Raw genomic sequence first — 21799 nt, forward strand, 5'->3', positions numbered from 1 at the left:
TCTCTTTGTTCCTGACGTCTTGGATATCTTTATTCTTAATCTATTTCAATACACCTAAATGTATCCAATTGTCGTTTCGTCTTACAATACTTCAATGAACTTGTTCTCTGCTATTAGAGACATGTTTCAGGATACTTTCCCTGAAAGCGAGTGCAAATATCGGGAGATATTTTTAAGTTCCAAAATTGAAACACAAAATATTTTAAATATTTTTTTTCGCTCTAATTTTTAATCTTTTTTAGATCTTAGAACATCAACTTTTTGATGCGCTTCCCTCGATTGGGAATGCAAACATAGAGCACTTTTGTAAATTTACCAAACCCAGAGTTTAAAATAATTTGGAAACTTTAGTAACCTGCTGTTATCAAGCAAAATAATTTATTTTGCTGCTTTAAAAAGTAGCACTGTACTACATGGTTCTCCATACATGATTGATTTGGCCTGCGCTTGAATTAAGCTGACAACTCTACTATAAGCAAACATTGGGATCGGATATTTGCTACAACCCTTTATTACAACTGGTCTATTTTTATAATCATCAAGATCAATCTGAGAAATAGCTTTTTCAAAAAGATGTTGCTCTAATGATTGTAAATCACCTATGACATGCTCGATCTGATGCTTCGTCAAGTAAGTGCTTACTAAAATAAAAGCCCAAACAGGCACAATAGCATCTTCAGTACATTGAATAGCTACGAGCTTACCTTTATAATTTTCCCAGTTCAACTCTTTGAGCGCTGCTCTGAAATCTTTCTCTCTCAGCACTAATCCTTGAAACAAGTACTCCTTTAGATCAAAAATCACCCTTTCCTCATTTCTATAATAAGTCTCAAGGTCAATTGTGACAATGGGGCTGTTTGCTACTCTGTTAATTATTTCACTCATGACAAAAATGGATTTTTCTTTGAACTTAGAACTCTAAACTCTTTCAAGTAGTTCGGTTCAAAGTACGCCAGGTCTTCAAAATCAGAATCTACAAATTTCTGGTACGCTAATCCCCCAAGTGCATTACTAGAATTGAATTTGGATAAAAAACGTGCGTTTTGATGTTTCAAAACTTCTTTAGCTTTTTCCGCACCATCTCCAAGGAAATACACTAAACCATTCTCCAAATAACTTATAAAAGAATTTCCTTCTAAAATGACCGGGGAAGCTTTTTCCACAATCACACCATCAGAGTTTGCAACAATAGCATAAACCTCCATCCTCCGAGCGTCAATCATTGGGATAACATGCTCATTTTTCTCACAAAAAGGAATCACTTGGCTTGCTAATGCATCTAACGATGGAATGTCTATTAAAGGAATATTTAGTGCATAAGCTAAGCCTTTGGCAACTGATACACCAATCCTAAGGCCTGTGTAAGACCCAGGGCCCGAAGAAACAGCCACGGCATCTAATTTTTCAACTTCAATATTCAATTGACCCAACAAAGACGAAATCAATCCCATGATCTTTTGGGAGTGGACATTATCTAAGTGTATTTCATTCATTCCTAAAAGTATCCCCTTCTGATGAACTGCAACAGAACAGACTTTGGTAGCTGTTTCAATAGATAAGATCAATGCCATATATTCAGTCTACTTTTTCTTTGTAGATGCCGTTAGTATATTTTTTATTTCTAATGGGCTAGCCAGTACCTTTAATGATTGCTCGATATCGGGATCATTTTTCAAGGATGCTTCTATCACACCTTCTTGATAATAATATCTAGAGATCAATTCATCTTCCAACGCCTCTTTAACTTCATCTTTAAAAGTGATTAAGTCCTGCTCTTTGCTGTGAGTGACTTTCTTCTTTAGATCTTCTATTTGGTTTTTGATATCCTCGTAGTATTTCTCTTTTTCGGCATACTTCTCCAAATCCTCTATTGATTTTTCCACAAATGTGGTGTAGTCGTACTCCTTGCCTTCTAACCACGCAACAAAATCCTCATAAATTTCATCTGAGACTTCAAATTCTCTTGGGCTAGCAATTTCTTTGTTTTCAATAAAAAATTTATTCCCAAAATCAAAAATATGATTCCTTGCCACCAAACTATACGTAATTGGAGCATAAGTTTTATTTTCTGTTTTAGTGTCTGGCTCAATCCCAGCGCCATCCAGTACAATTCTACCGTTTTTTGTTTTGAATTCATTTCTCAAAGAATCGGGAATAGAACTTCCATTACCTGCAATATCTTTTTTACTGTAATCAATTGCTTGTATACATCTTCCACTCGGAATGTAATATTTCGCTGTGGTTACTTTAACCTGAGAATTATAAGATAAAGGAATGGATGTCTGTACAAGGCCTTTTCCAAATGTTTTCTTACCAATCAAAATCGCTCTATCATAATCCTGTAGTGCACCTGCAACAATCTCGGAGGCAGAAGCACTTCTTTCATTAATTAGAACCACCAATGGAATATCTTTGTCAACAGGAGATTTCGTTGTTTTGTAAACTGAATTTACACTTTCTAGCTTTCCTATCGTTCTTACTACTTCCTTTCCTTTTGGAATAAATAAATTTACGATTTCCACTGCCTCTTTCAGAATCCCTCCTGGATTATCACGAACATCGAGGATCAACCTTGTAATTCCCTGAGATTTTAGATCTAACAGAGCCTTTCTCACATCAGCAGCTGCATTTGTTGTGAAATCTGTTAATTTAATGTAACCAGTCTGATTATCTACCTTCCCATAATAAGGGACATTACTGATTACTATTTTTTTCCTGATTAAATCAACAGACAAGGTATCATCCCCCCTTTTGAATTGAACTGTAACTGATGTGTTTGCAGGTCCTTTGAGCAAAGCTGATATATCTGCTGTTTCTTTTTCCTGAACGTTGACACTATCTACCTTCAAAAATTCATCACCAATCCTCAAACCAGCTGCTTGAGCAGGAAACCCTTTATAAGGCATCAAAACCATGTTCTTGCCAGTACGATTACCAATTAATGCACCTACCCCGGCATACTCTCCGGTGGTCAGCAATCTAAAATCATCTGCATTTTCTTCAGGAATATACTCTGTGTATGGATCAAGCTCCTCTAGCATGGCATTGATACCAACTGTCACCAATTCCTCCGCGTCAATTTCATCTACATAATAAGAGTCTAATTCGCGTACTAGGGAGGCAAAAATATCAAGGTTTTTGGCGATTGTAAAAAGCTTGTCATTCTTTAAGGTGAAAGACAACATCAAGCCCGATACCAGGACAAAAGCTACTAAACCAATTAATGTTTTATTTTTGAATTTATTGATCATATTTTTTGGATTTCATTGGACAGGTGATCCAATTTAATAAGTATTTTTTGAATGACAGGTTCAATCTTCTTGAACGAAGGAATGTCAGAAGAGACGTAAATTAAAGCAATTTTTTTTTTGACTTCAGCATTTGCTAACAAATGTTTATTTAGTCTGTAAGCTTCTTTGATTCTTCTTTTGACTTGGTTCCTATCAACTGCTTTCTTGATCTTCTTTTTGGAAACAGAAAAAAGTACTTGATTAGTTTCAATTAGTTCTAGAGGAAGATCCAAGTAAAGAACCTTAAAAGGATATAAAAAAAAAGAGGAACCTTTATCAAAAAGTTCCTTTATTGACTTTTTAGAATGTAATCGTTCATTCTTAGAAAGTGTGTGATTCATCGCATTTTTATTTACGTACTCAACATACGAAATTAATGCTGAGAATTATTTCTTAAGTGTTTTTTCTGAAGAAACAGTAAGCTTATGTCTACCTTTTGCTCTTCTTGATCTTATCACTCTTCTACCGTTTGCGGTAGACATTCTTTCTCTGAAACCGTGTTTATTTCTTCTTTTTCTACGAGAAGGCTGAAATGTTCTTTTCATGACGCTATGATTTAATATTTTTTGTGCTTTCCTGTGAATCCTTTCTAGCTTCACCCTAAAAAGGACTGCAAAGATAGATAGGTTTTTTTTATTTACAAATCAGTAGATTACTTTTGTTTGAATACTGAATACAAAGATACATGCAATATTCTATTTCTCGAAACTCAAGTACTTCTCAATTCATCCAAATCACCCTGAATCTGCCTTGCAGTGCAAAAGAAAAAATAAATTTACAACTTGCTGCATGGAGACCAGGAAGATATGAATTGGCGAATTATGCTCAAAAAATTCGTGGTTTTGAAGTATTCTTTAAAGAAAATAAGGTTTCATGGGAGAAAAAGACTAAAGACTTATGGCAATTTGAATCTATAGAAGAGGGGGTTTATGAAATTCACTATGAGTTTTATGCCAATCAGATGGACGCAGGTGGAACTTGGTCGGATGAAAGTCAGCTGTATCTTAATTTTGGCAATTTTATCTTAGAAATTCTAGACCGAAAAAACGATCCTATTGAAGTCACTATCGATTTTCCTAAAGATTATCTGAGCGCGACAGCCCTACCCTATTGCGGTAAAAACCGATGGTCAGCAACATCTTATCAGCATTTGATAGACAGTCCATTTTTAGCGAGTAATAATCTTCAACATTATGATTATCAGGTCTATGATTCTACATTTCATCTTTGGTTCAATGGCGAGATTCATTTTGATGTTGAGAAATTAATCAAGATTTTCACTTCATTTTCCCAATGTCAAATTGAAGCTTTTGGAGCATTTCCAGCGCAGGATTATCATTTCATTTTTCAGTTGCTCCCATACAAACATTATCATGGAGTTGAACATCAATTTTCTACTGTGATCACATTTGGGCCAGCAAAATCCTTAGCAGACCCAAGCCAAATGAAAGAATTGATCGGAGTCAGTTCACATGAATTGTATCACTTTTGGAATGTTTGTCGAATCCGTCCAAAGGGTATTTTGCCTTACGACCTATCAAAAGAAGTCTATCTCAACACAGGCGTAGTTTTAGAAGGAGTCACAACGTACATGGGTGATTTATTCCTTTTAAAATCAGGTTTTTTCAATTTACAAGAATATTGTACAGAAATCCTTAACAAGCTACTTCAAAAAGAATTTGATAGCTTTGGGTGGCAAAACCAGAGCATAACAGCGTCCAGTTTTGACCTTTGGCTTGACGGATACAAGGCTGGGATTCCAGACAAAAAAGTAAGTATTTACAATCGTGGCGCATTGATTTCGCTTTGTCTTGATTTGCTTTTGATCAAATCAGGAGCTTCTTTATCTCAAATGATGAAAGTAATGTGGCTTCAATTCGGCGAGAAAGAAATTGGCTACGAATTGGCTGATTATAAAAATATTATTTCTTCTTACATCCAAGACAAAAGTTTGATTGAGGGGTTTTTTGATAAATACATCTTCGGTAAAGATGACTTGAAACCCATCTTGATAACTCTTTTAGCAGAATTTGGAATACAGGTCGATGAAGAATTTGACGAGAACAATCCACTTTTACATCAATGTGGTGTCCGAATTCTAGAAGGAAACATCAAACAAATTCACCCAGAAAGTGATGCTTATTTTAAATTGATGATTGATGACAAAATTCTGAATATTAGAAAAACTGATTCTATAGAGTCCTTTTCAAACACAGATGAAAGCTTATCAATCAACATAGAAAGGTATGGAAGAATACTAGAGGTAGAAATTAAAAAACAAAATCTAAATGTTTTCCCTAGATTTAAGACTTCTGTCATTGAAGTAAATAAATACACTGAATTGTGGATTGGGTAGCATAAAAAAAGAGGAGGTTTTTGATAAAAACCTCCTCTTTCAATTTGAAAAACTATTGATTTTATTTAAAATCTTCCTCTGTCAAGTCTTTGTTAAACTCAACAGACACAAACTTGGTTTCAAGTGGAAATGGAATCATTGGGCTTTGGATAATCATAGTTCTTGGCACCAATACGCCATCAGTTTCTTGATAGTCAGAATAAGTGATATCGCCAGCTGCATCTGAGCTCGTTTTGATTTTCAAACTTGAACTTACACTGTAATATTCCATTGTTTTCATACCATTCGGTAAGTTCAAAACAATTGCATAAGCTTCTTCACCATCAACATCTTCTGTCCCTCTAAGCTCTAACTCTATCCCCAATTCTTCATACTTAGTTTCTGGAAACATATATGCTTGAAGAGAAATCGTGCTTAACATTTCTTCAGGTATAGGCTGAACTTGTCCCATTACAGTCATGGTACATTTACCATCAAGCAAAATGGTTTTTTGTTGAACGTTTCCCATTACAGAAGTTTGCTGCTTCATCCTTACATTTTCAGCATCTGAAATTGAAAGCATTTCAATTTTTGTTCCTTGAAATTCCGCTTCTGCCAAAAGGTAGGCATTTCGGATTTTGTCCACATTAGCTTGACCTCCAATAGCCTGAATGTAATTCGCTAGTATTGTTTTAGGATCATTTACTAATTCTGAAATTTCAGTATTAGATTGGTTTGAAATCGTCAGCGTGTTTGAAACTGCTCCTTGAGCGATTCCAAAAGCTAGAACAGGGATTAAAAGTGATTTGATTTTCATATTATTTTTAGGTTAGTTAAAAATTAAAATAGCTAGACTGAAATTCAGTCTAGCTCTGTATTATTAATTAAAGATAGTCTCTTCGATACTTGAATTGAAAACAATATTGTTTACAATAGCTTCTAAAGGAACTGGAATCATTGGAGATTTTGTAATCATTTTCATTGGATATAGAACTCCATCTATTTCCTTATAATCTTCATACGTTACTTCTCCTGATCCTTCGCTTTCAGATTTGATTTTAAGACCTGTTGCTACACTATAATAGTTAACAGTTGCTGCTCCCATTGGGTTAGACACGATCAATTTGTAAGCGTCTTCACCATCTACATCTTTTATCCCATCTACTTCAAGAGTATATCCCATGCTTTCGAAATGTATTTCAGGGAAAATGAACATGGTCATTTTTAAAGCTTCAAATTGCTCATCAGTAAGCGGCATTGAAGCACCATTTGCTTGAACTAGACCCTTTCCATCTTTTAAAGTAGTATTTGACATGACATTGCCACCCATACTTACTTTATTTGAAAATGCTTGATTTCCTTCATCATAATAGAAATCTAAACCTAATTTCATGCCTTGAATCTCTGCAGATGACTCTACAGTAGCCGTTTTGATCGCTTTCAATTTATCCTTACCACCTATAGCGCTGATATACTTATCAAGTACAACACTAGGCGTAACGTCAGCATCCATTGCAACCAATCGCTCAGGTTCACCCATGTTGGTGAATGATTTGACCTCACCAAATGCGAGCAAACTTTCTTTGACCTGCGCACCGTTTCCGACAACAGTAATGTACATGTTTTCTGGTTTTAAGAATTTCTTTGCCGCGGCGTTGACATCTTCAACTGTAAGTGCATTTAGTCTCTTTAGATAGGTGTTATAGAAATCCTTTGGCAAGCCGTAGCGCTCTGTATTAATAGCGAAATTGGCTACAGTACCTGGATTTTCTAATGAACGACCAAAAGATCCACTTAAATTAGATTTAGCAGCTGCCAATTCTTCCTGAGTAATCCCATTTTCACGCATGTTTTTGATTTCATAAATAATCTCATAAACAGCTGAATCTGTAGCTGAACCTCTGACACTCGCACCCGCAGAAAAGCTTGCTATCAATCTATCAGATCCTACACTTGCATAAGCACCATATGTGTACCCTTTGTCTTCTCTCAAGTTCATGAAAAGTCTACCAGAACCTCCACCTCCGAGTACTTGACCCACAATTCTACTCGCCAAGTAATCTTCACTAGGCAAATGATTTTGTATAGGATAAGTGATGTTGATTACTGATTGCTGTGAAGATGATCTATCTACTAAAGCAACTACATTTTCAGATGGTGTAGTAGGTAAAGCATACGTAAAACTTGGTACATCTCCTTTTTTCCAGGTAAAAAAATGTTTTTCAACCAACTTTTTTGCTTCCGCTAAACTCACATCACCGACAATTGCTAAGTAAGCAATATTTGGCTTGAAATAAGTGCTATAATACTGCTTGATATCCTCTACTGTGATGTTTTCAATGGTAGCCTCTGTCTCAACTTCTCCATAAGGATGGTCAGATCCATAGATTAATTTACCTGATAAAATACTTGAAATGGTACTTGGATCATTCTTCGCCAATGCCAAAGCAGATTTTGACTGTGTTTTCAACTTTGCAAGTTCATCTTCTGGAAACAGAGGATTGTATAATACATCCGCCATCAATTCCAAAACCTTTTCTTGGTGCTTGGTCAATGTAGAAGCAGAAAGAGAAGTAGCGGTAGCAGAGATCCCTGCTCCTAGGAAGTCTATTTCTTCGTTGAACTTATCTTTGGATCTATTTTTCGTTCCGGCGGTCATCATCTCACCGACAAATCCTAACATGCCAGCCTTATCTCCTTCAAGGATAGGGTCTCTGTCCAAGATCAAAGAATAAGTCACCCTTGGAAGCTTGTTGTTTTCGATTACAAAAACTTTCAATCCATTTTTTAAGGTAAAAGACTCAGCATCACCAAATCTAATCTCAGGTGCAGGTCCAGGCTCAGGCATTTTCGATCTATCTATCTGTGCTATTGCAGCGGTAGAAAAAACAGAAAGAATAAAGTATATAAATAATTTTTTCATGTTGATCACATTTGAGTTTTTGAACTTATTCAGTTGCATCTGTTGGCTTTGGAAGGTATTTTAATACTACTCTACTGTCTTTGTCAAGATACTTTTGAGCAACTCTTTTGACATCTTCAGCAGTCACTTTTCTGAATAAATCTAGTTGGGTATTGACATAATCAGCACTTCCATAAAACACATGGCCTTGAGCGAGTGATTGAGAAATATTTGCTACAGAACCAAAACTGTTGATGATTTGATTTTCTTTGATGTTGATCAATTTCTGTAGGTCATTTGCATCGATTCCTTCAGTTTTGACTTGATTCAATACTTCATCAATAGCAACGTTCAAATCATCCACATCAACTCCCATATTTGCAATCGCAAGAACAAGGAACATTCCTCCATCTTCCAAGTCATTTGGTAGTGCAATCGCTTGAACAGCCTTCTGACTTTTATCAACAAGTTCTTTATACATTAAAGAGCTTTTTCCAGACAACAAATATGTACTCAACAAATTCAAGGCATAAGTATCAGGATGGTCTTTTTCAGGCATCAAGTAGCCTTGAAAAATTGCTGGCAACTGAATGTTGTCATAAACTACATCCTCGATACTTTCAGTCAATTTCTGAATTTGTATGTTAGGTCTGTAAGGCTCAATGGTTCCTTTTGGAATTTCACCAAAATACGCTCTTACCAATCTCTCAGTCTCTGCATAATCTATATCACCTGCTATAGAAAGTGTTGCATTGTTCGGCTTGTAATAGGTAGCATAAAACTCCATAAACTCTTCCAATTGAGAAGCTTCCAGATGTTCTGCAGAACCGATAATTGGAGATTTGTATGGATGATTTGGATACAATCTAATTGGGATTTCCTTTTGGAAAGAGCCATAAGGTCTTTCTTCCATTACTTCCTTCATTTCTTGTTTGATTACCTCTCTTTGCGTATCCACGCCAACTTGATCAACTTTAGCTTGAAGCATTCTTTCTGATTCCAGGTAAAGCGAAAGCTCTAATTGATTAGATGGAAGAATCTCGTAATAGACTGTATAATCTTGACTCGTTCCAGCATTTAGTGTTCCACCAGCTGATTCTACAATTTCGAAAAATTTACCTCTGGGGATATTTTCTGAACCTTCAAACATCAAATGTTCAAAGAAATGAGCAAAGCCAGTTCTTTCAGGGTTTTCATTTTTTGACCCTACATGATAGAGTACAGAAGTTGCTACTATGGGTGTTGTGTTATCCTGATGTAGGATGACATGAAGCCCATTATCCAGTGTGAATTCCTTGAACTCGATTTTGTTTTGACCAAAAACCGATAGAACGAAGAATACACCGAAAAGTGATAACAAAGCGGATTTTCTCATAAATATATAGTTAATAATTAATTGATAAATTCTCTAAATACAATAACCATACTCGATAAATTGTTTGAATGGTGATAACAATTTTCAAATGTGATCAAAAACTAGTTTAAACGGACGTGAAAGTTAATTCCAACGATGCGAAAAATCAAAACATTAACTCAAATAAATACTATTTTTAAACACAGTGATCATAATCGGACAAATTAAAATAATTAAACGTTCAAAATCGTACAGTTGGCCTCACGCTTCCATTTTCTGAATAGATATACATAAACAGCGTTTGAACATCTTTCTTGATAGACCTAGGATTGACAGTATTGTTGTCAAAATGTGTGGTTTTTAAATCTAGATCAATCAAAACTTCTTTTTCATTTAAATCATAAAGTTTATATTTTGTATAGATCCAATAATCAGGATAATTCCAAAGAGGGGGTTCACCATTCATGTTGTATTCATGGTAGAGCATAGTAGCCCCCAAATTACTTAATCGAGAATATTTCCTTCTCACAATTTCCAAATCAAGCAAATACCTCACTCCCAATTCGGTAAAAAGCTTCTCCCGATTTCTTTCAGTAGTAAAATCGCTAATCCCCACTGATTTCAATTCGATTTCATGATAATCTGTGTCCCAAACTTCCCTAAATCCATAGCTTTTCAATTCCTGCGGGAGTGTTTCTAAAAAAATCCGATAATCTCTTTGGGAAAATCCTGCTGGCAAATTCACCAAAATAATTTCACTCCTATCCAGCGGTGGTAATTCTGAATTGATTTGGACTCCTTCCACCATTTGTCGAACGGGTCTACCGCAACTTTGCAATCCGATAATCAGCATTAGGACTAGCAGAACAGATTTAAAATCAAGACGCTTCATTTTTCAAGAACTTTTGATTCAAACTTAGGAAGTAATCCTTTGACTTTAATAGTGTACTCCCATACCATGAAAATAGTTCTCCGTCTACTATTTTAACTTGTGTATTAGGAAGCTCTTTTTGATAAAAAGCCACATGTTTTTCTTTATAAGGAAAAGGCTCTGAACTGAGTAATAAAAATTCTGGGTTCAAGTTTTTGAGAACTTCTAAATCTATTTTTGGATATCTTTTTTCTTGAACGAGGTTCTCAAAACCCGCAAATGCCAGCATTTCATTGATAAATGTATTCGATCCTACCGTCATGATTGGATCATTCCAAATGAGGTAGATGGCAGTTCCTTTTTTAGAAAAAGGATTTTTAAAATCAATTTTGATCTGATTGGAAATATTTTTTGACTCAGCGACTTTATTTGTCAACTCACCAATATTCTCAATCATCTCTACAGCATCTTCAATTGTAAAAATATCGCTCATCCACACTGGATACTTTTCTGCCAACTTTTCTATTCCCTCCTGATAATTTTCTTCCTTATTACCAATAATCAAATCAGGCTGTAATGCATCGATTTTGTCAAAATGAAAGTTTTTGGTTCCCCCTATAATTTGCTTTTCCTTTTTAAGCCCTTTGGGATGAATGCAAAATTTGGTAATCCCCACAAGTTCATCCCGTAAGCCTAGATCCACCAATAACTCAGTCTGCGAAGGCACCAAAGAAATAATCCTCTTCGGATACTCGGTGACAGTCACTTTTCTGTTGAGTTGGTCGGTGTGGGTTGGCATCTTGAAATTGGAAGATTGAAAGATTGGAAAATTGGGGATTAGTTGATTGAGCGACTAGGCATTAGTTGATTGAGTGACTAGTCAACTCGTTTAACAGATAACCTAATCACTATTCAACTGATAACTTAATAACTCAATTAACTAATCCCCAAATAAACTATACGACATATCTAAAATCAAACTTTGGATCGAAGTCTTCTAGGAATCCTTTGATCAATTGAATGACTTGTTGAATATCTTCTTTGCTGGCAGTTTCCACCGTTGTGTGCATATATTTCAATGGCAGTGAAATCAATGCTGATGGTACTCCCTCGTTAGAATAAGCAAATGCATCGGTGTCTGTCCCGGTAGCTCTTGAAGCTGCGGAACGTTGGAAATTGATTTCTCTTTTCCTTGCTGAATCAATGATCAGATCCAATAATTTTTTGTGAACAGATGCTCCATAAGTTAAAACAGGACCCTTTCCTGCAACCAAATCTCCTGAAGTGATTTTGTTGTACATAGGCGCCGTAGTATCATGACACACATCAGTGATGATCGCTACTTGAGGTTTGATCCTCGCAGCAATCATAGATGCACCTCGAAGACCTATCTCTTCCTGTACAGCATTTACAATATATAATCCGAAAGGTAATTTGACTTTTGATTCATGAAGTAACCTTGCTACTTCAGCAATCATAAACCCTCCTACTCTATTATCCAAAGCTCTTCCGCTGTAGAATTTATCATTCAATTCTGTCAATTCATCCTGAAATGTGATCACACAGCCCACATGAATCCCCATTTTTTCAACTTCCTCTTTGGTCCTCGCTCCGACATCGATAAAGATATTGTCCAATGTTGGTGCATCTTCTTTCCCATCTTTTCTCACATGGATCGCAGGCCAACCAAATACTCCTGGAATGACTTTTTCATCTGTGTGAATGTTGACACGCATAGATGGGGCGATCATGTGATCAGAACCACCATTTCTTCTGACATAAATGTAGCCTTCTGGAGTAATGAAATTGACAAACCAGCTGATTTCATCTGCATGGGCTTCAATTACTACTTTGAATTCAGCATCAGGATTAATCACCCCTACTGCCGTTCCGTAATTGTCTGTAAAATGCGTATCCACAAAAGGCTTGATATAATCTAGCCAAACTTGCTGACCCGACGCTTCAAAACCTGTTGGACTCGCTGTATTGAGGTATTTGTAAATGAATATTTCTGATTTTGACATGATTTTAATTTTTAAAATGTCAACAGTCGACGGTCGACTGTCAACTGAAGACCAATTTCACTATTTAAATTGTTCTATTTAATGGCCCATTTGGATAAATAAATTTCATTAAAGATTACGTGTTTTAATACAAGTAGCCACTTAAAGTGATTAATCATTTTATTTGCAGGTACTGAGGACTGTCGACAGTTGGCAATTATCCGTATGATTAAATTATTAATTTCACGGATTTGTGCCATGCGGATAATTTTATTTTAACGAGTTCTTCAATGCTTGTATTTTTTTAATCAACTCTTCATATTGATTGTAAAGGCTTTCAAAATTACTTTCTGAAATTATTTTTCTTTTTCTTCCTAAATGCAAACACGAAACAACTTCTATAGCCGACCGAATCCCGTAATTTAAAAACCGTTTAAAATCTGGATTTGTTTGTCCTGTTGATCCTTCTGCTATATTCAATGCAACTGAATCAGCAGCTCTTTGAATCTGTGATGCAAGGATAAATTTTTCATGATTTGGAAAATCATCAATTAACAAACTCACCTGATAGGAAAGCTCTATTGCAATTTGCCATACTGTCAACTTTTCAAACTTGAACCCCATGAAACAACTATTTTAAACAAGTATTACTTTCAAAAACAATTACAACGTATATCACGAAGCGGTACCGAAACTGTTGTCTGCCGACAGTTGACTGTTGACTATAAAGGGATATTCCCATGCTTTTTCCTTGGGAGCTTATCCACCTTGTTTTCTAGCATTTTGAATCCGCGGATGAGTTTGTCTCTGGTTTCTGATGGGATGATGACTTCATCTATAAATCCTCTGTGAGCTGCTCTGTATGGATTTGCGAATTTGGCTGTGTAATCGTCTATTTTCTCTTGAAGCTTTTCTTCAGGATTTTCTGCATCTGCAATTTCTCTTTTGAAAATAATTTCCGCTGCTCCTTTTGCTCCCATCACCGCAATCTCAGCTGTTGGCCAAGCAAAATTCAAATCTGCACCGATATGCTTGGAGTTCATCACATCATAAGCGCCACCATAGGCTTTACGTGTAATCACTGTAATTCTCGGAACTGTCGCTTCAGAGAATGCATAGAGTAACTTCGCTCCGTTGGTAATAATTCCATTCCACTCCTGATCTGTTCCGGGCAAAAACCCTGGTACGTCCACTAACACCAATAAAGGAACATTGAATGAGTCACAAAATCTAACAAATCTCGCAGCTTTGATTGAGGCATCATTATCCAAAACACCCGCCATAGACTGAGGCTGATTGCCCACTATTCCGATACTTCGCCCAGCTAATCTTGCGAAACCGACCACGATATTATCAGCGAAATTTTTATGAACCTCTAAAAATGAATTTTCATCCACTATTCCATCAACGACTTCCCTGATATCATAAGGATGATTGGCATTATCAGGAATAATCTCATCCAAGACTGGTCTTGATTCGTCTTCTTTCAATTCATACGCATAGACAGGCGCTTCATCTTCACAGTTTTGAGGAATGTAACTCAGGAGTTGTTTGAGGTGATTGATACATTCCAGTTCGTTGGCACAAGAGAAATGGGTAACACCACTTTTTGCACTGTGCGTACTTGCACCGCCTAGCTCTTCGGCGGTAACGGTTTCTTGAGTCACTGTTTTGACCACATTTGGTCCTGTGACAAACATGTATGAAGTGTTCTCAACCATCAAAATAAAGTCTGTGATGGCCGGTGAATACACTGCTCCTCCGGCAGATGGACCCATAATTGCTGACAATTGAGGAACTACGCCTGAAGCTAAAGTATTTCTGTAAAAAATATCTGCGTATCCACCAAGTGATACAACACCCTCTTGAATTCTCGCACCACCAGAATCATTCAATCCGATGATAGGAGCGCCATTTTTCATGGCCATATCCATCACTTTACAAATTTTCTCCGCATGGGTTTCAGAAAGTGATCCTCCAAAAACAGTGAAATCCTGAGAATATACATAAGTCAAGCGGCCATTGATTTCACCATAACCTGTGACCACGCCATCTCCTAAATAATGCTCTTTGTCCAAACCAAAATCCTTGGCTCTATGCATGACGAACTTATCAATCTCTTGAAAAGAGCCTTCATCCATCAATAAATGAATTCTTTCTCGTGCGGTGAGTTTACCTTTTTTATGTTGTGCAGCAATCCTAGCTTCTCCTCCACCTAAAAGTGCTTCTTCGTTTTTCTTCTTGAGTAAATCTATTTTATCCTTATTGGTAGGTTGTGTGTAAACACCTTTAGTTTCGCTATCCATGTGAGTTTAAAGTTAATTTGGTTGTTTCAAATATACGGAGCACAACATTAGTGCAAAAACATTTCTGAAATTAGGTTAAATAAAATCAAAGTTAACATCCTGTTATTTTTTGTGTTTCCTTGAATAATGTCTTTATAAAAGCGCTGAATTCCTTCGCTTTTAAATAAAACTTCTATATTCGCACAAATTAATTTTGACTGGTATGATCCCAAGGAAAGCAGCGATTATTGACATGGGCACCAATACATTTCATTTGTTATTGGTGGAATTGAACGCAGGAAATTTTACCACGATCTACAAGGAAAAAGTTGCTGTCAAAGTAGGACAAGGCGGAATTAGTAAAAACACCATCACTGAGGATGCAAAGAAAAGGGCTTTTCATACACTGCAGCATTTTAGAAATTATATCGATGGAGAGGGAATTGTAGAAGTCTTTGCTTTTGCTACGAGTGCAGTTAGAAATGCGGATAATGGGAGTGATTTTGTCCAAGAAATTAAAGAGAAATTCAACATCAGTGTAAATGTGATCAATGGATCTCAAGAAGCGCAGCTGATTTATGAAGGAATAAGGTTCAGTGGCTCGTTGAACGATGAAAATCATTTGATGATGGACATTGGAGGTGGATCGGTTGAATTTATAATTGGAAATAACCACGAAGCACTTTGGAAACAAAGTTTTGAGATCGGCGGTCAGCGCTTGTTGGATCTTTTTCATTACCATGACCCGATTCTTGAAGAGGAAAAAGATAATCTCACGCAATTTTTAGAAGAGAAACTCCCTGACCTAATCGCTGCACTGAACATTTACTCCCCAAGCAAACTTGTGGGTGCTTCTGGTACATTTGACACGCTGAGTGACATGTATTATGCTTCCCATGATTTGAAAAAAGGAAAATCCGAACAAACTTTCCTACTTCCTAGAGCTGGATTCGAAGTGATTGCTGAGCAATTGCTCACCTTGAACAAAGCCGAAAGACTCAAAATACCAGGAATGATTCCCATGCGTGTAGACATGATTGTCGTGGCTTCTTGTTTGATTTCTTACATTCTCAAATATATCAACACAGATATGCTTATCTGCTCCAGCTTTGCTTTGAAAGAAGGCGTTATTTCCCAATTGATTGGAAATAATTCCTTAGCAGATGCATCAATAAATTAGATCAAATTACTATCAGTTAGTAATCATTTACTATGAAAACATTCAGTTACAAAGAACTTTTTTCATTCACCAAAAATATGCTTCTCAAGATCGGATGTCCAGATCGAGATGCGGAATTAGGAGCCAAGGTTTTGCTTTCTGCTGATTTGAGAGGGGTAGATTCGCATGGAGTTGCTAGACTTTCGGGCTATGTGAGACTTTGGGAAAAAGGAAGGATCAATGCTAAACCGAATGTTCACGTCAGTTATGAAACTCCCAGTACCGCTGTAGTAGATGGAGATGGAGGACTTGGTCTTGTAGTTGCGCCTTTTGCGATGCAGGTAGCGATTGAAAAAGCAAAAACTGTCGGTACGGGCTGGGTATCTGTCAAAAATTCCAACCATTATGGAATCGCAGGATATCATGCTATGATGGCCTTAGAACATGATATGATTGGAATTTCACTGACGAATGCCAGCCCACTCGTAAGTCCGACATTTTCCAAAGAAAGAATGCTTGGTACCAATCCGATTTCTGTTGCCATCCCGGCGAAAAACCAACCTCCATTTGTAGCAGATATGGCCACCACCACTGCCGCCAATGGTAAATTGGAGATTTTGCAACGCAAAGAAATGGATGCTCCCTTAGGCTGGGTTCAGGATGCTGATGGCATACAAACCACAGATGCCAATGGTGTGAAAAAAGGCGGTGCACTCTTGCCACTTGGTGGTGACAGGGAACATGGTTCGCACAAAGGATATATTTTGGGATCGATCGTGGATATCTTTTCAGCTGTTCTTTCAGGAGCAAATTATGGCCCTTGGGCACCTCCATTCGTGGCTTTTTTAGAACCTGATCCCAATCCAGTTGGAAAAGGGTTAGGGCATTTTTTCGGAGCGATGCGCGTGAATGCATTTAGACCTGCCGATGAATTCAAAACTCATATGGACAATTGGATCTCCAGATTCAGAGCAGCAAAGCCGATTGAGGGACATGATAAAGTCTTGATCCCTGGAGACCCAGAACGGGAACTGGAAACAGAAAGAATGTCAAACGGGATTCCTTTGATCAAACCTGTTGAAGATGATTTGAGAGCTTTGGGGATTAAGTTTGGGGTAGAATTGTAATTAAAATTTCTATTCCCCAACACAAATTGCACTGATTCAAATTTTTTCGTCTTGAAAAAGTACAATATTGGAATAATTATATGTTTTCTTGGTTTTTCGCCAAAAGTCGACGAATGGTCGGCACGGGACACGGACGGGAGGAAGACGGGGGAAAATAAGATATTTTTAGAAATTAATATGATTATTTTATAATAAATTGTATTATTTTAATATGGATAAATTGAGGGAATCTCACGGAAATTGATGTAAATTCTCGGGATTATTACCTCAGATGAACTCAAATGAACTCGGTTGATTAAAGATAATTTCTTTCCTCGCTGAATGGATTTAAAGTTACAAAGTCGTATTGAGTAATAATTATCTTTTAATTATTTCAAACTACATTTCGGTCCAACTTTAAGGACGATGACCTTGAGTTGTGAGAGCAAATAATGAAGGACATTTGAATTCTTTGCCTTACTTTTTTCATTGATAAAAAAGTAACAAAAAATCTAGGCCTGTGTTGATGCTTTTAAATTGGGATTGCGGATGTTTTGAATATTACATTTCTTGACCCAATTTAATTTTAAGCCACTTGCTTCAACCTAAAAATGAGTGGATCTCGCTGCAAGCCGCGAGCTAACTCATTTTTTTAACGGTTTAATCAATTATCTTAAAACTACCAAGGGCCGTCCTTAAAGATACCAGGAGTTATGAAAAGGCGGAAGAAAAAAGGTACTGCTAAAAGTATTTGAGGTTTTACCTTTATGTAAACCAATTCCCCTTCCGAAGTCGTCATCGAGGACTAGACAGCAATCGAACAGCTCAGGATTATCCAGCAGCTGGAGGACGAGGACAGACAGACCACCTTCAAGCTGATTGACAAGATGCTCACCTACAAAAAAAACTTCCAGAAAAATGTCGCTGCGCTAAGCAAAAATCCGGACTTATCGGTTTTTTTTTAATAAATAGCTCTAACTTTTAGGATGTCAACCATATAATCAGCTCCCTTATGAACATTATAAATCCTACTGTCATTAATGAATAGATAGTCACATTTCTTTTAATCTTATATTCAGAATTAAACTTATGAATACCTACTTTATCTCTCCGGATGATCCGAAAGTAGAGATATACACCCAATATGAAAATTAATAAACCTATAAAAATCATCATCATATTTTAACTCTACGAATTAAGCCAATCCTCAAAACACCAATCGGAACATTTAAAATGAATATACTAAAACTTGACTATTTAAATTTAATAAAACATGAAATAAAACCCCTCCAATCAATAAAGCATACACAAACCATCTATTTCTATATTTCCAAATTGCATTAAATTTATTAATAGCTACCTTAACTTTTCGGATTTCTTTGTTATACAAATACATTCCTAAAATAAACATTACCAAGCCTAATATTACTTTCATTTGTAATTATTTTTTTTGGTCGGAATACATCTACGATATTTACTGATGTGTCAAAACAAGTTTTAAAAAAACTTGACCTATCGTATTCATTTGCAAATAATTACCTAATACCATGATTTACAACCTCAGTAACTTTGTCAAATTGGCAATTGGATACTTTATGTTTTTCAAACAGATCTTTTACTTCTTCTAAAACAAACATGTAAAATGTCCCATCTGGATAGAAGAAATGGCTGCCATTCCATGTAGATACATCAAAATATAAACCTACATTAGCCTCGTAGGGATCTCCCCATGAAACAATAGGCGGCATTATTTTCTTGATGCTTTTTTCGTTAATAATGGAGCCTACCTTTGACACAATTGACAGGAGTTGGTAGCCATTAACATTTTCGTTTTTTCTATTTTTAAGAGTAATGGGCCTTAAACTAAAACCTTTAAATTTTGCTTCTTTTAGTATAATTTGTACTTTTTCTGAGACCAAATAAATACCCGGATAACCTGTTGGAACTATATCGTAAAATTGACTCCCTTGCAACCAATTGAACATAATCTCATCATCCTTACTTTCAGATGAAAACAAATAATCCTCTTCTATATCTTTATTAAGTATTTGAGCTCTAAAACTATTTCTTTTATCTGAATCTGAAAACAAGAATACTTTATTTAAATCTAACATGTTTTAATAAATCTTAAATTGTTCAAATATTTTCTGCCCAAAATTAAATACATCTTGTTCGGTTCTGGGATTTGATTTAAAGAATTGCTGCCATGAAGCGTTATTTCACCTTTGGCTTTAATTTAGGTTTTATGCGATGACTTGGTGTGGTTTCCTAAACACCCTCCTAATCCAACCAAATTATAATTGGAAAATACAAGACTATCATCACCCATAATCCACTTCAATTATACCTATAATTCATGAGTAGTTTATTGAACTAGAATAAAAATAGTCATCAGGTTTCTCAACAATTCCAGATCTCACTGGATTCTCATAAATATAATTCATTCTACTTTCGATCATTTGTTTTCTTTTGATCAGTTTTAGATTTGAACAACCTGTCATAAAGACCATATATCTGAGTCCTATTCTTCCTGTAAATTTTCACTTCATTTGGAATTTCAGACCATCCTTTCCTTGGAGGATTTATATTTAAAGAATCTGGTATAGGATAGTAAAGAAGAATTCTTGAGTTTTTTGGGTTTTTTTCTTCAAACTCAACTATAAATGAATCGCCAATTTTGGCACTGTAATCCCCTTTTCCAAATCCTGAATTAAAGAGTTTGGCTGAATAAATGAACTCATACTCAACATTTCTATCTGCTTTAAACCCTGTTGTTATATTTGTTACAATTCCTATTGTATAGTTTTTAGGTATCCTATTATAATTATATTCCCAAGCAAAATACAATATGTAGCAAGCCAAAAGGATTAATACAGCTTTTTTTCTATCACTCATCTTTGATAACTGATTTTATCCCTGTTCCAAAAGTTATTCTTAAAGGTTGATTAACGTGATTAACACGCCAATACAGGCAATCTAGCAGATTTCTTTTAATCTTCAAATTTGAGTTAATAGAACGATTCTCCTTTTTTAAAGTATCCTTATACAGACTCAATTCTTTTGTATATTGAAGTCCTCAAACCTTATTATTTTTAAACCTATGGAAAACCAACAACAAGGGAGAAGATCTTTTATCAAGAAATCCGCGGCAGCATTGGCTTTGATGGGATTAGGGTTGCCGAGTTTTGGACATATTCAAAATAAGCAAACCCTGAAAGTAGCGCTGATTGGTTGCGGTTGGTATGGGAAAATGGATCTTTGGCGCTTGATTCAGATTGCTAATGTGGAAGTGGTCGCACTTTGCGATGTAGATCAAAATCATCTTGCTGAAGCAAATACACTTTTAAAAAATAGATTTTCCGGACACACTCCAAGCCTCTACAAGGACTATCGGGATCTTCTCAAATCCCATCAATTAGACATCACCATCATTGGTACGCCAGATCATTGGCATGCATTGCAGGCTATAGCGGCCATGAAGTCGGGATCGCATATTTACCTGCAAAAACCCATTTCTGTAGATGTTATCGAAGGCGAAGCCGTGGTCGCTGCCGCAAAAAAGTATAATAAAATTGTCCAAGTTGGACTTCAGCGACGAAGTACTCCCCACTTGATCGATGCAAAACAAAGGATCATTGATACTGGTGTTTTGGGAAAAATCTCTCAAATTGAAATTTGTAGCTACTACCACATGCGCTACAATGAAAATCCTCCTTTACAGGAAATCCCAAGTTTTTTTGATTATGATTTATGGACTGGACCTGCATCCTTACGCCCTTTTGATGGACTGCCGCACAAAAGAAAGTGGAGATCTTTCATGGAATATGGCAATGGTATCACAGGTGATATGTGCGTACACATGCTGGATTGTGTGAGGTGGATGCTTGACTTAGGTTGGCCGCTAAAAATCTCCGCAATCGGTGGGATTTTCGTGCAAAAAGAAGGGAAATCAAATATTGCGGATACACAGACTGCCATATTTGAGTATGAAGAATTAAATATAGTTTGGCAGCATCGTACTTGGGGCAATCCTGAAGACCCAGAATACCCTTGGGCATTTAAGATTTTCGGAGAAAATGGCTATCTGGCAGGAAGTCCTTTTCAAGCTGATTTCGTTCCCTTGGATAAAGACCAAGAAAAAATGCATTGGGATGCAGTGTACGAAAAAGAAGCATTTCCAGAAGACGTAGATGAAAAAGACATTGAACTCCATGCCGTACCAGCAACAAGGAAGCATTTCAAGAATCTTGTTGACGCTATAAAATCAAATACTGATCCAGTTGCAAATGTAATGGAGGGCCATATTTCTACAGCTTGCTGCATTTTGGCAAACATGTCTATGGAGCTTGGAAGGCCTTTAAGTTACGACCCAAAAACAATGACAATCCCTTCTGACAGTGAAGCTTCTGCATTGCTTAGAAGACCATACAGGAAGCCTTGGATTCATCCTGAACCAGACGACATCTAATTTTTTTTAATCACCATTGTAGCATT

Annotated in this window: 20 protein-coding genes; 4 read left to right on the forward strand and 16 right to left on the reverse strand. The window is 36.4% G+C overall.

The genetic code is table 11. The features are described 5' to 3' along the window. Window positions 1-378: 378 nt before the first annotated feature. The 5 genes from IEV57_RS11955 to rpmH are packed head-to-tail and all read right to left on the reverse strand — an operon-like array spanning window position 379 to window position 3835. On the reverse strand, window positions 379-885 hold the full coding sequence (locus tag IEV57_RS11955; protein WP_188443112.1) for a DUF2480 family protein: 507 nt from the start codon (window positions 883-885) through the stop codon (window positions 379-381). Further along, on the reverse strand, window positions 882-1571 hold the full coding sequence (gene tsaB, locus IEV57_RS11960) for a tRNA (adenosine(37)-N6)-threonylcarbamoyltransferase complex dimerization subunit type 1 TsaB (protein WP_188443114.1): 690 nt from the start codon (window positions 1569-1571) through the stop codon (window positions 882-884). The genes IEV57_RS11955 and tsaB overlap by 4 nt, the downstream gene beginning before the upstream one ends. Before the next feature lie 9 nt (window positions 1572-1580). Next, window positions 1581-3251 carry a S41 family peptidase gene (locus IEV57_RS11965; protein ID WP_188443116.1) on the reverse strand — a complete coding sequence of 557 codons (1671 nt, stop codon included), beginning with the start codon at window positions 3249-3251 and terminating at the stop codon, window positions 1581-1583. Next, window positions 3248-3631 (reverse strand): ribonuclease P protein component, encoded by a 384-nt coding sequence (gene rnpA, locus IEV57_RS11970; protein WP_188443118.1) that lies wholly within the window; start codon window positions 3629-3631, stop codon window positions 3248-3250. Before rnpA ends, IEV57_RS11965 begins: the two co-directional genes overlap by 4 nt. A gap of 45 nt (window positions 3632-3676) precedes the next feature. Continuing rightward, window positions 3677-3835, reverse strand: coding sequence for a 50S ribosomal protein L34 (gene rpmH / locus IEV57_RS11975; protein WP_014772384.1), 159 nt, complete (start codon window positions 3833-3835; stop codon window positions 3677-3679). A 140-nt stretch (window positions 3836-3975) separates the two neighbouring features. Between rpmH and IEV57_RS11980 the strand changes: the two genes are divergently transcribed. Continuing rightward, window positions 3976-5646 carry a M61 family metallopeptidase gene (locus IEV57_RS11980; RefSeq protein ID WP_188443120.1) on the forward strand — a complete coding sequence of 557 codons (1671 nt, stop codon included), beginning with the start codon at window positions 3976-3978 and terminating at the stop codon, window positions 5644-5646. A gap of 61 nt (window positions 5647-5707) precedes the next feature. Here the strand turns inward: IEV57_RS11980 and IEV57_RS11985 are convergent, their stop codons facing one another. From IEV57_RS11985 to IEV57_RS12020, 8 genes are all read right to left on the reverse strand, one after another. Next, entirely contained in the window at window positions 5708-6442 is a 735-nt protein-coding gene (locus tag IEV57_RS11985) for a LolA-like protein (protein WP_188443122.1), read from the reverse strand. A 63-nt stretch (window positions 6443-6505) separates the two neighbouring features. Further along, on the reverse strand, window positions 6506-8548 hold the full coding sequence (locus tag IEV57_RS11990; protein ID WP_188443124.1) for a M16 family metallopeptidase: 2043 nt from the start codon (window positions 8546-8548) through the stop codon (window positions 6506-6508). A gap of 25 nt (window positions 8549-8573) precedes the next feature. Beyond that, window positions 8574-9902 (reverse strand): M16 family metallopeptidase, encoded by a 1329-nt coding sequence (locus tag IEV57_RS11995; RefSeq protein ID WP_188443126.1) that lies wholly within the window; start codon window positions 9900-9902, stop codon window positions 8574-8576. A 220-nt stretch (window positions 9903-10122) separates the two neighbouring features. Further along, complete coding sequence (locus IEV57_RS12000) at window positions 10123-10773, reverse strand: hypothetical protein (protein ID WP_188443128.1); 651 nt, start codon at window positions 10771-10773, stop codon at window positions 10123-10125. After that, on the reverse strand, window positions 10760-11551 hold the full coding sequence (locus tag IEV57_RS12005) for an ABC transporter substrate-binding protein (protein ID WP_188443130.1): 792 nt from the start codon (window positions 11549-11551) through the stop codon (window positions 10760-10762). The genes IEV57_RS12000 and IEV57_RS12005 overlap by 14 nt, the downstream gene beginning before the upstream one ends. A gap of 157 nt (window positions 11552-11708) precedes the next feature. Further along, window positions 11709-12776, reverse strand: coding sequence for a M42 family metallopeptidase (locus tag IEV57_RS12010; protein WP_188443132.1), 1068 nt, complete (start codon window positions 12774-12776; stop codon window positions 11709-11711). Between the two features lie 249 nt (window positions 12777-13025). After that, entirely contained in the window at window positions 13026-13358 is a 333-nt protein-coding gene (locus tag IEV57_RS12015) for a four helix bundle protein (RefSeq protein ID WP_229744432.1), read from the reverse strand. Between the two features lie 119 nt (window positions 13359-13477). Further along, a complete protein-coding gene (locus tag IEV57_RS12020) occupies window positions 13478-15061 on the reverse strand; it encodes an acyl-CoA carboxylase subunit beta (protein WP_188443136.1) in 1584 nt (527 codons plus the stop codon). 202 nt (window positions 15062-15263) lie between these two features. On the opposite strand from IEV57_RS12020, the gene IEV57_RS12025 reads away from it, so the two are divergent. Together IEV57_RS12025 and IEV57_RS12030 are read left to right on the forward strand one after the other, a co-directional pair. Further along, window positions 15264-16220 carry a Ppx/GppA phosphatase family protein gene (locus IEV57_RS12025; RefSeq protein WP_188443138.1) on the forward strand — a complete coding sequence of 319 codons (957 nt, stop codon included), beginning with the start codon at window positions 15264-15266 and terminating at the stop codon, window positions 16218-16220. A 32-nt stretch (window positions 16221-16252) separates the two neighbouring features. Beyond that, complete coding sequence (locus IEV57_RS12030) at window positions 16253-17326, forward strand: Ldh family oxidoreductase (protein WP_188443140.1); 1074 nt, start codon at window positions 16253-16255, stop codon at window positions 17324-17326. A 1207-nt stretch (window positions 17327-18533) separates the two neighbouring features. Here the strand turns inward: IEV57_RS12030 and IEV57_RS12035 are convergent. From IEV57_RS12035 to IEV57_RS12045, 3 genes are all read right to left on the reverse strand, one after another. Further along, the gene (locus IEV57_RS12035) at window positions 18534-18740 is read right to left on the reverse strand and encodes a hypothetical protein (protein WP_188443142.1); all 207 of its coding nucleotides are present in this window, start codon (window positions 18738-18740) and stop codon (window positions 18534-18536) included. A gap of 100 nt (window positions 18741-18840) precedes the next feature. Then, a complete protein-coding gene (locus IEV57_RS12040) occupies window positions 18841-19419 on the reverse strand; it encodes an imm11 family protein (protein WP_188443144.1) in 579 nt (192 codons plus the stop codon). 331 nt (window positions 19420-19750) lie between these two features. After that, a complete protein-coding gene (locus tag IEV57_RS12045) occupies window positions 19751-20200 on the reverse strand; it encodes a hypothetical protein (protein ID WP_188443146.1) in 450 nt (149 codons plus the stop codon). 205 nt (window positions 20201-20405) lie between these two features. Between IEV57_RS12045 and IEV57_RS12050 the strand changes: the two genes are divergently transcribed. Next, a complete protein-coding gene (locus IEV57_RS12050) occupies window positions 20406-21773 on the forward strand; it encodes a Gfo/Idh/MocA family protein (RefSeq protein WP_188443148.1) in 1368 nt (455 codons plus the stop codon). Window positions 21774-21799 lie beyond the last annotated feature (26 nt).

This window comes from Belliella aquatica, from assembly GCF_014637795.1.
GTDB lineage: Bacteria > Bacteroidota > Bacteroidia > Cytophagales > Cyclobacteriaceae > Belliella > Belliella aquatica.

Coding starts and splice junctions, on each gene's coding strand:
- IEV57_RS11955 (WP_188443112.1), bottom strand. CDS start 885: ATGAGTGAAATAATTAACAGAGTAGCAAACAGCCCCATTGTCACAATT.
- tsaB (WP_188443114.1), bottom strand. CDS start 1,571: ATGGCATTGATCTTATCTATTGAAACAGCTACCAAAGTCTGTTCTGTT.
- IEV57_RS11965 (WP_188443116.1), bottom strand. CDS start 3,251: ATGATCAATAAATTCAAAAATAAAACATTAATTGGTTTAGTAGCTTTT.
- rnpA (WP_188443118.1), bottom strand. CDS start 3,631: ATGAATCACACACTTTCTAAGAATGAACGATTACATTCTAAAAAGTCA.
- rpmH (WP_014772384.1), bottom strand. CDS start 3,835: ATGAAAAGAACATTTCAGCCTTCTCGTAGAAAAAGAAGAAATAAACAC.
- IEV57_RS11980 (WP_188443120.1), top strand. CDS start 3,976: ATGCAATATTCTATTTCTCGAAACTCAAGTACTTCTCAATTCATCCAA.
- IEV57_RS11985 (WP_188443122.1), bottom strand. CDS start 6,442: ATGAAAATCAAATCACTTTTAATCCCTGTTCTAGCTTTTGGAATCGCT.
- IEV57_RS11990 (WP_188443124.1), bottom strand. CDS start 8,548: ATGAAAAAATTATTTATATACTTTATTCTTTCTGTTTTTTCTACCGCT.
- IEV57_RS11995 (WP_188443126.1), bottom strand. CDS start 9,902: ATGAGAAAATCCGCTTTGTTATCACTTTTCGGTGTATTCTTCGTTCTA.
- IEV57_RS12000 (WP_188443128.1), bottom strand. CDS start 10,773: ATGAAGCGTCTTGATTTTAAATCTGTTCTGCTAGTCCTAATGCTGATT.
- IEV57_RS12005 (WP_188443130.1), bottom strand. CDS start 11,551: ATGCCAACCCACACCGACCAACTCAACAGAAAAGTGACTGTCACCGAG.
- IEV57_RS12010 (WP_188443132.1), bottom strand. CDS start 12,776: ATGTCAAAATCAGAAATATTCATTTACAAATACCTCAATACAGCGAGT.
- IEV57_RS12020 (WP_188443136.1), bottom strand. CDS start 15,061: ATGGATAGCGAAACTAAAGGTGTTTACACACAACCTACCAATAAGGAT.
- IEV57_RS12025 (WP_188443138.1), top strand. CDS start 15,264: ATGATCCCAAGGAAAGCAGCGATTATTGACATGGGCACCAATACATTT.
- IEV57_RS12030 (WP_188443140.1), top strand. CDS start 16,253: ATGAAAACATTCAGTTACAAAGAACTTTTTTCATTCACCAAAAATATG.
- IEV57_RS12035 (WP_188443142.1), bottom strand. CDS start 18,740: ATGAAAGTAATATTAGGCTTGGTAATGTTTATTTTAGGAATGTATTTG.
- IEV57_RS12040 (WP_188443144.1), bottom strand. CDS start 19,419: ATGTTAGATTTAAATAAAGTATTCTTGTTTTCAGATTCAGATAAAAGA.
- IEV57_RS12045 (WP_188443146.1), bottom strand. CDS start 20,200: ATGAGTGATAGAAAAAAAGCTGTATTAATCCTTTTGGCTTGCTACATA.
- IEV57_RS12050 (WP_188443148.1), top strand. CDS start 20,406: ATGGAAAACCAACAACAAGGGAGAAGATCTTTTATCAAGAAATCCGCG.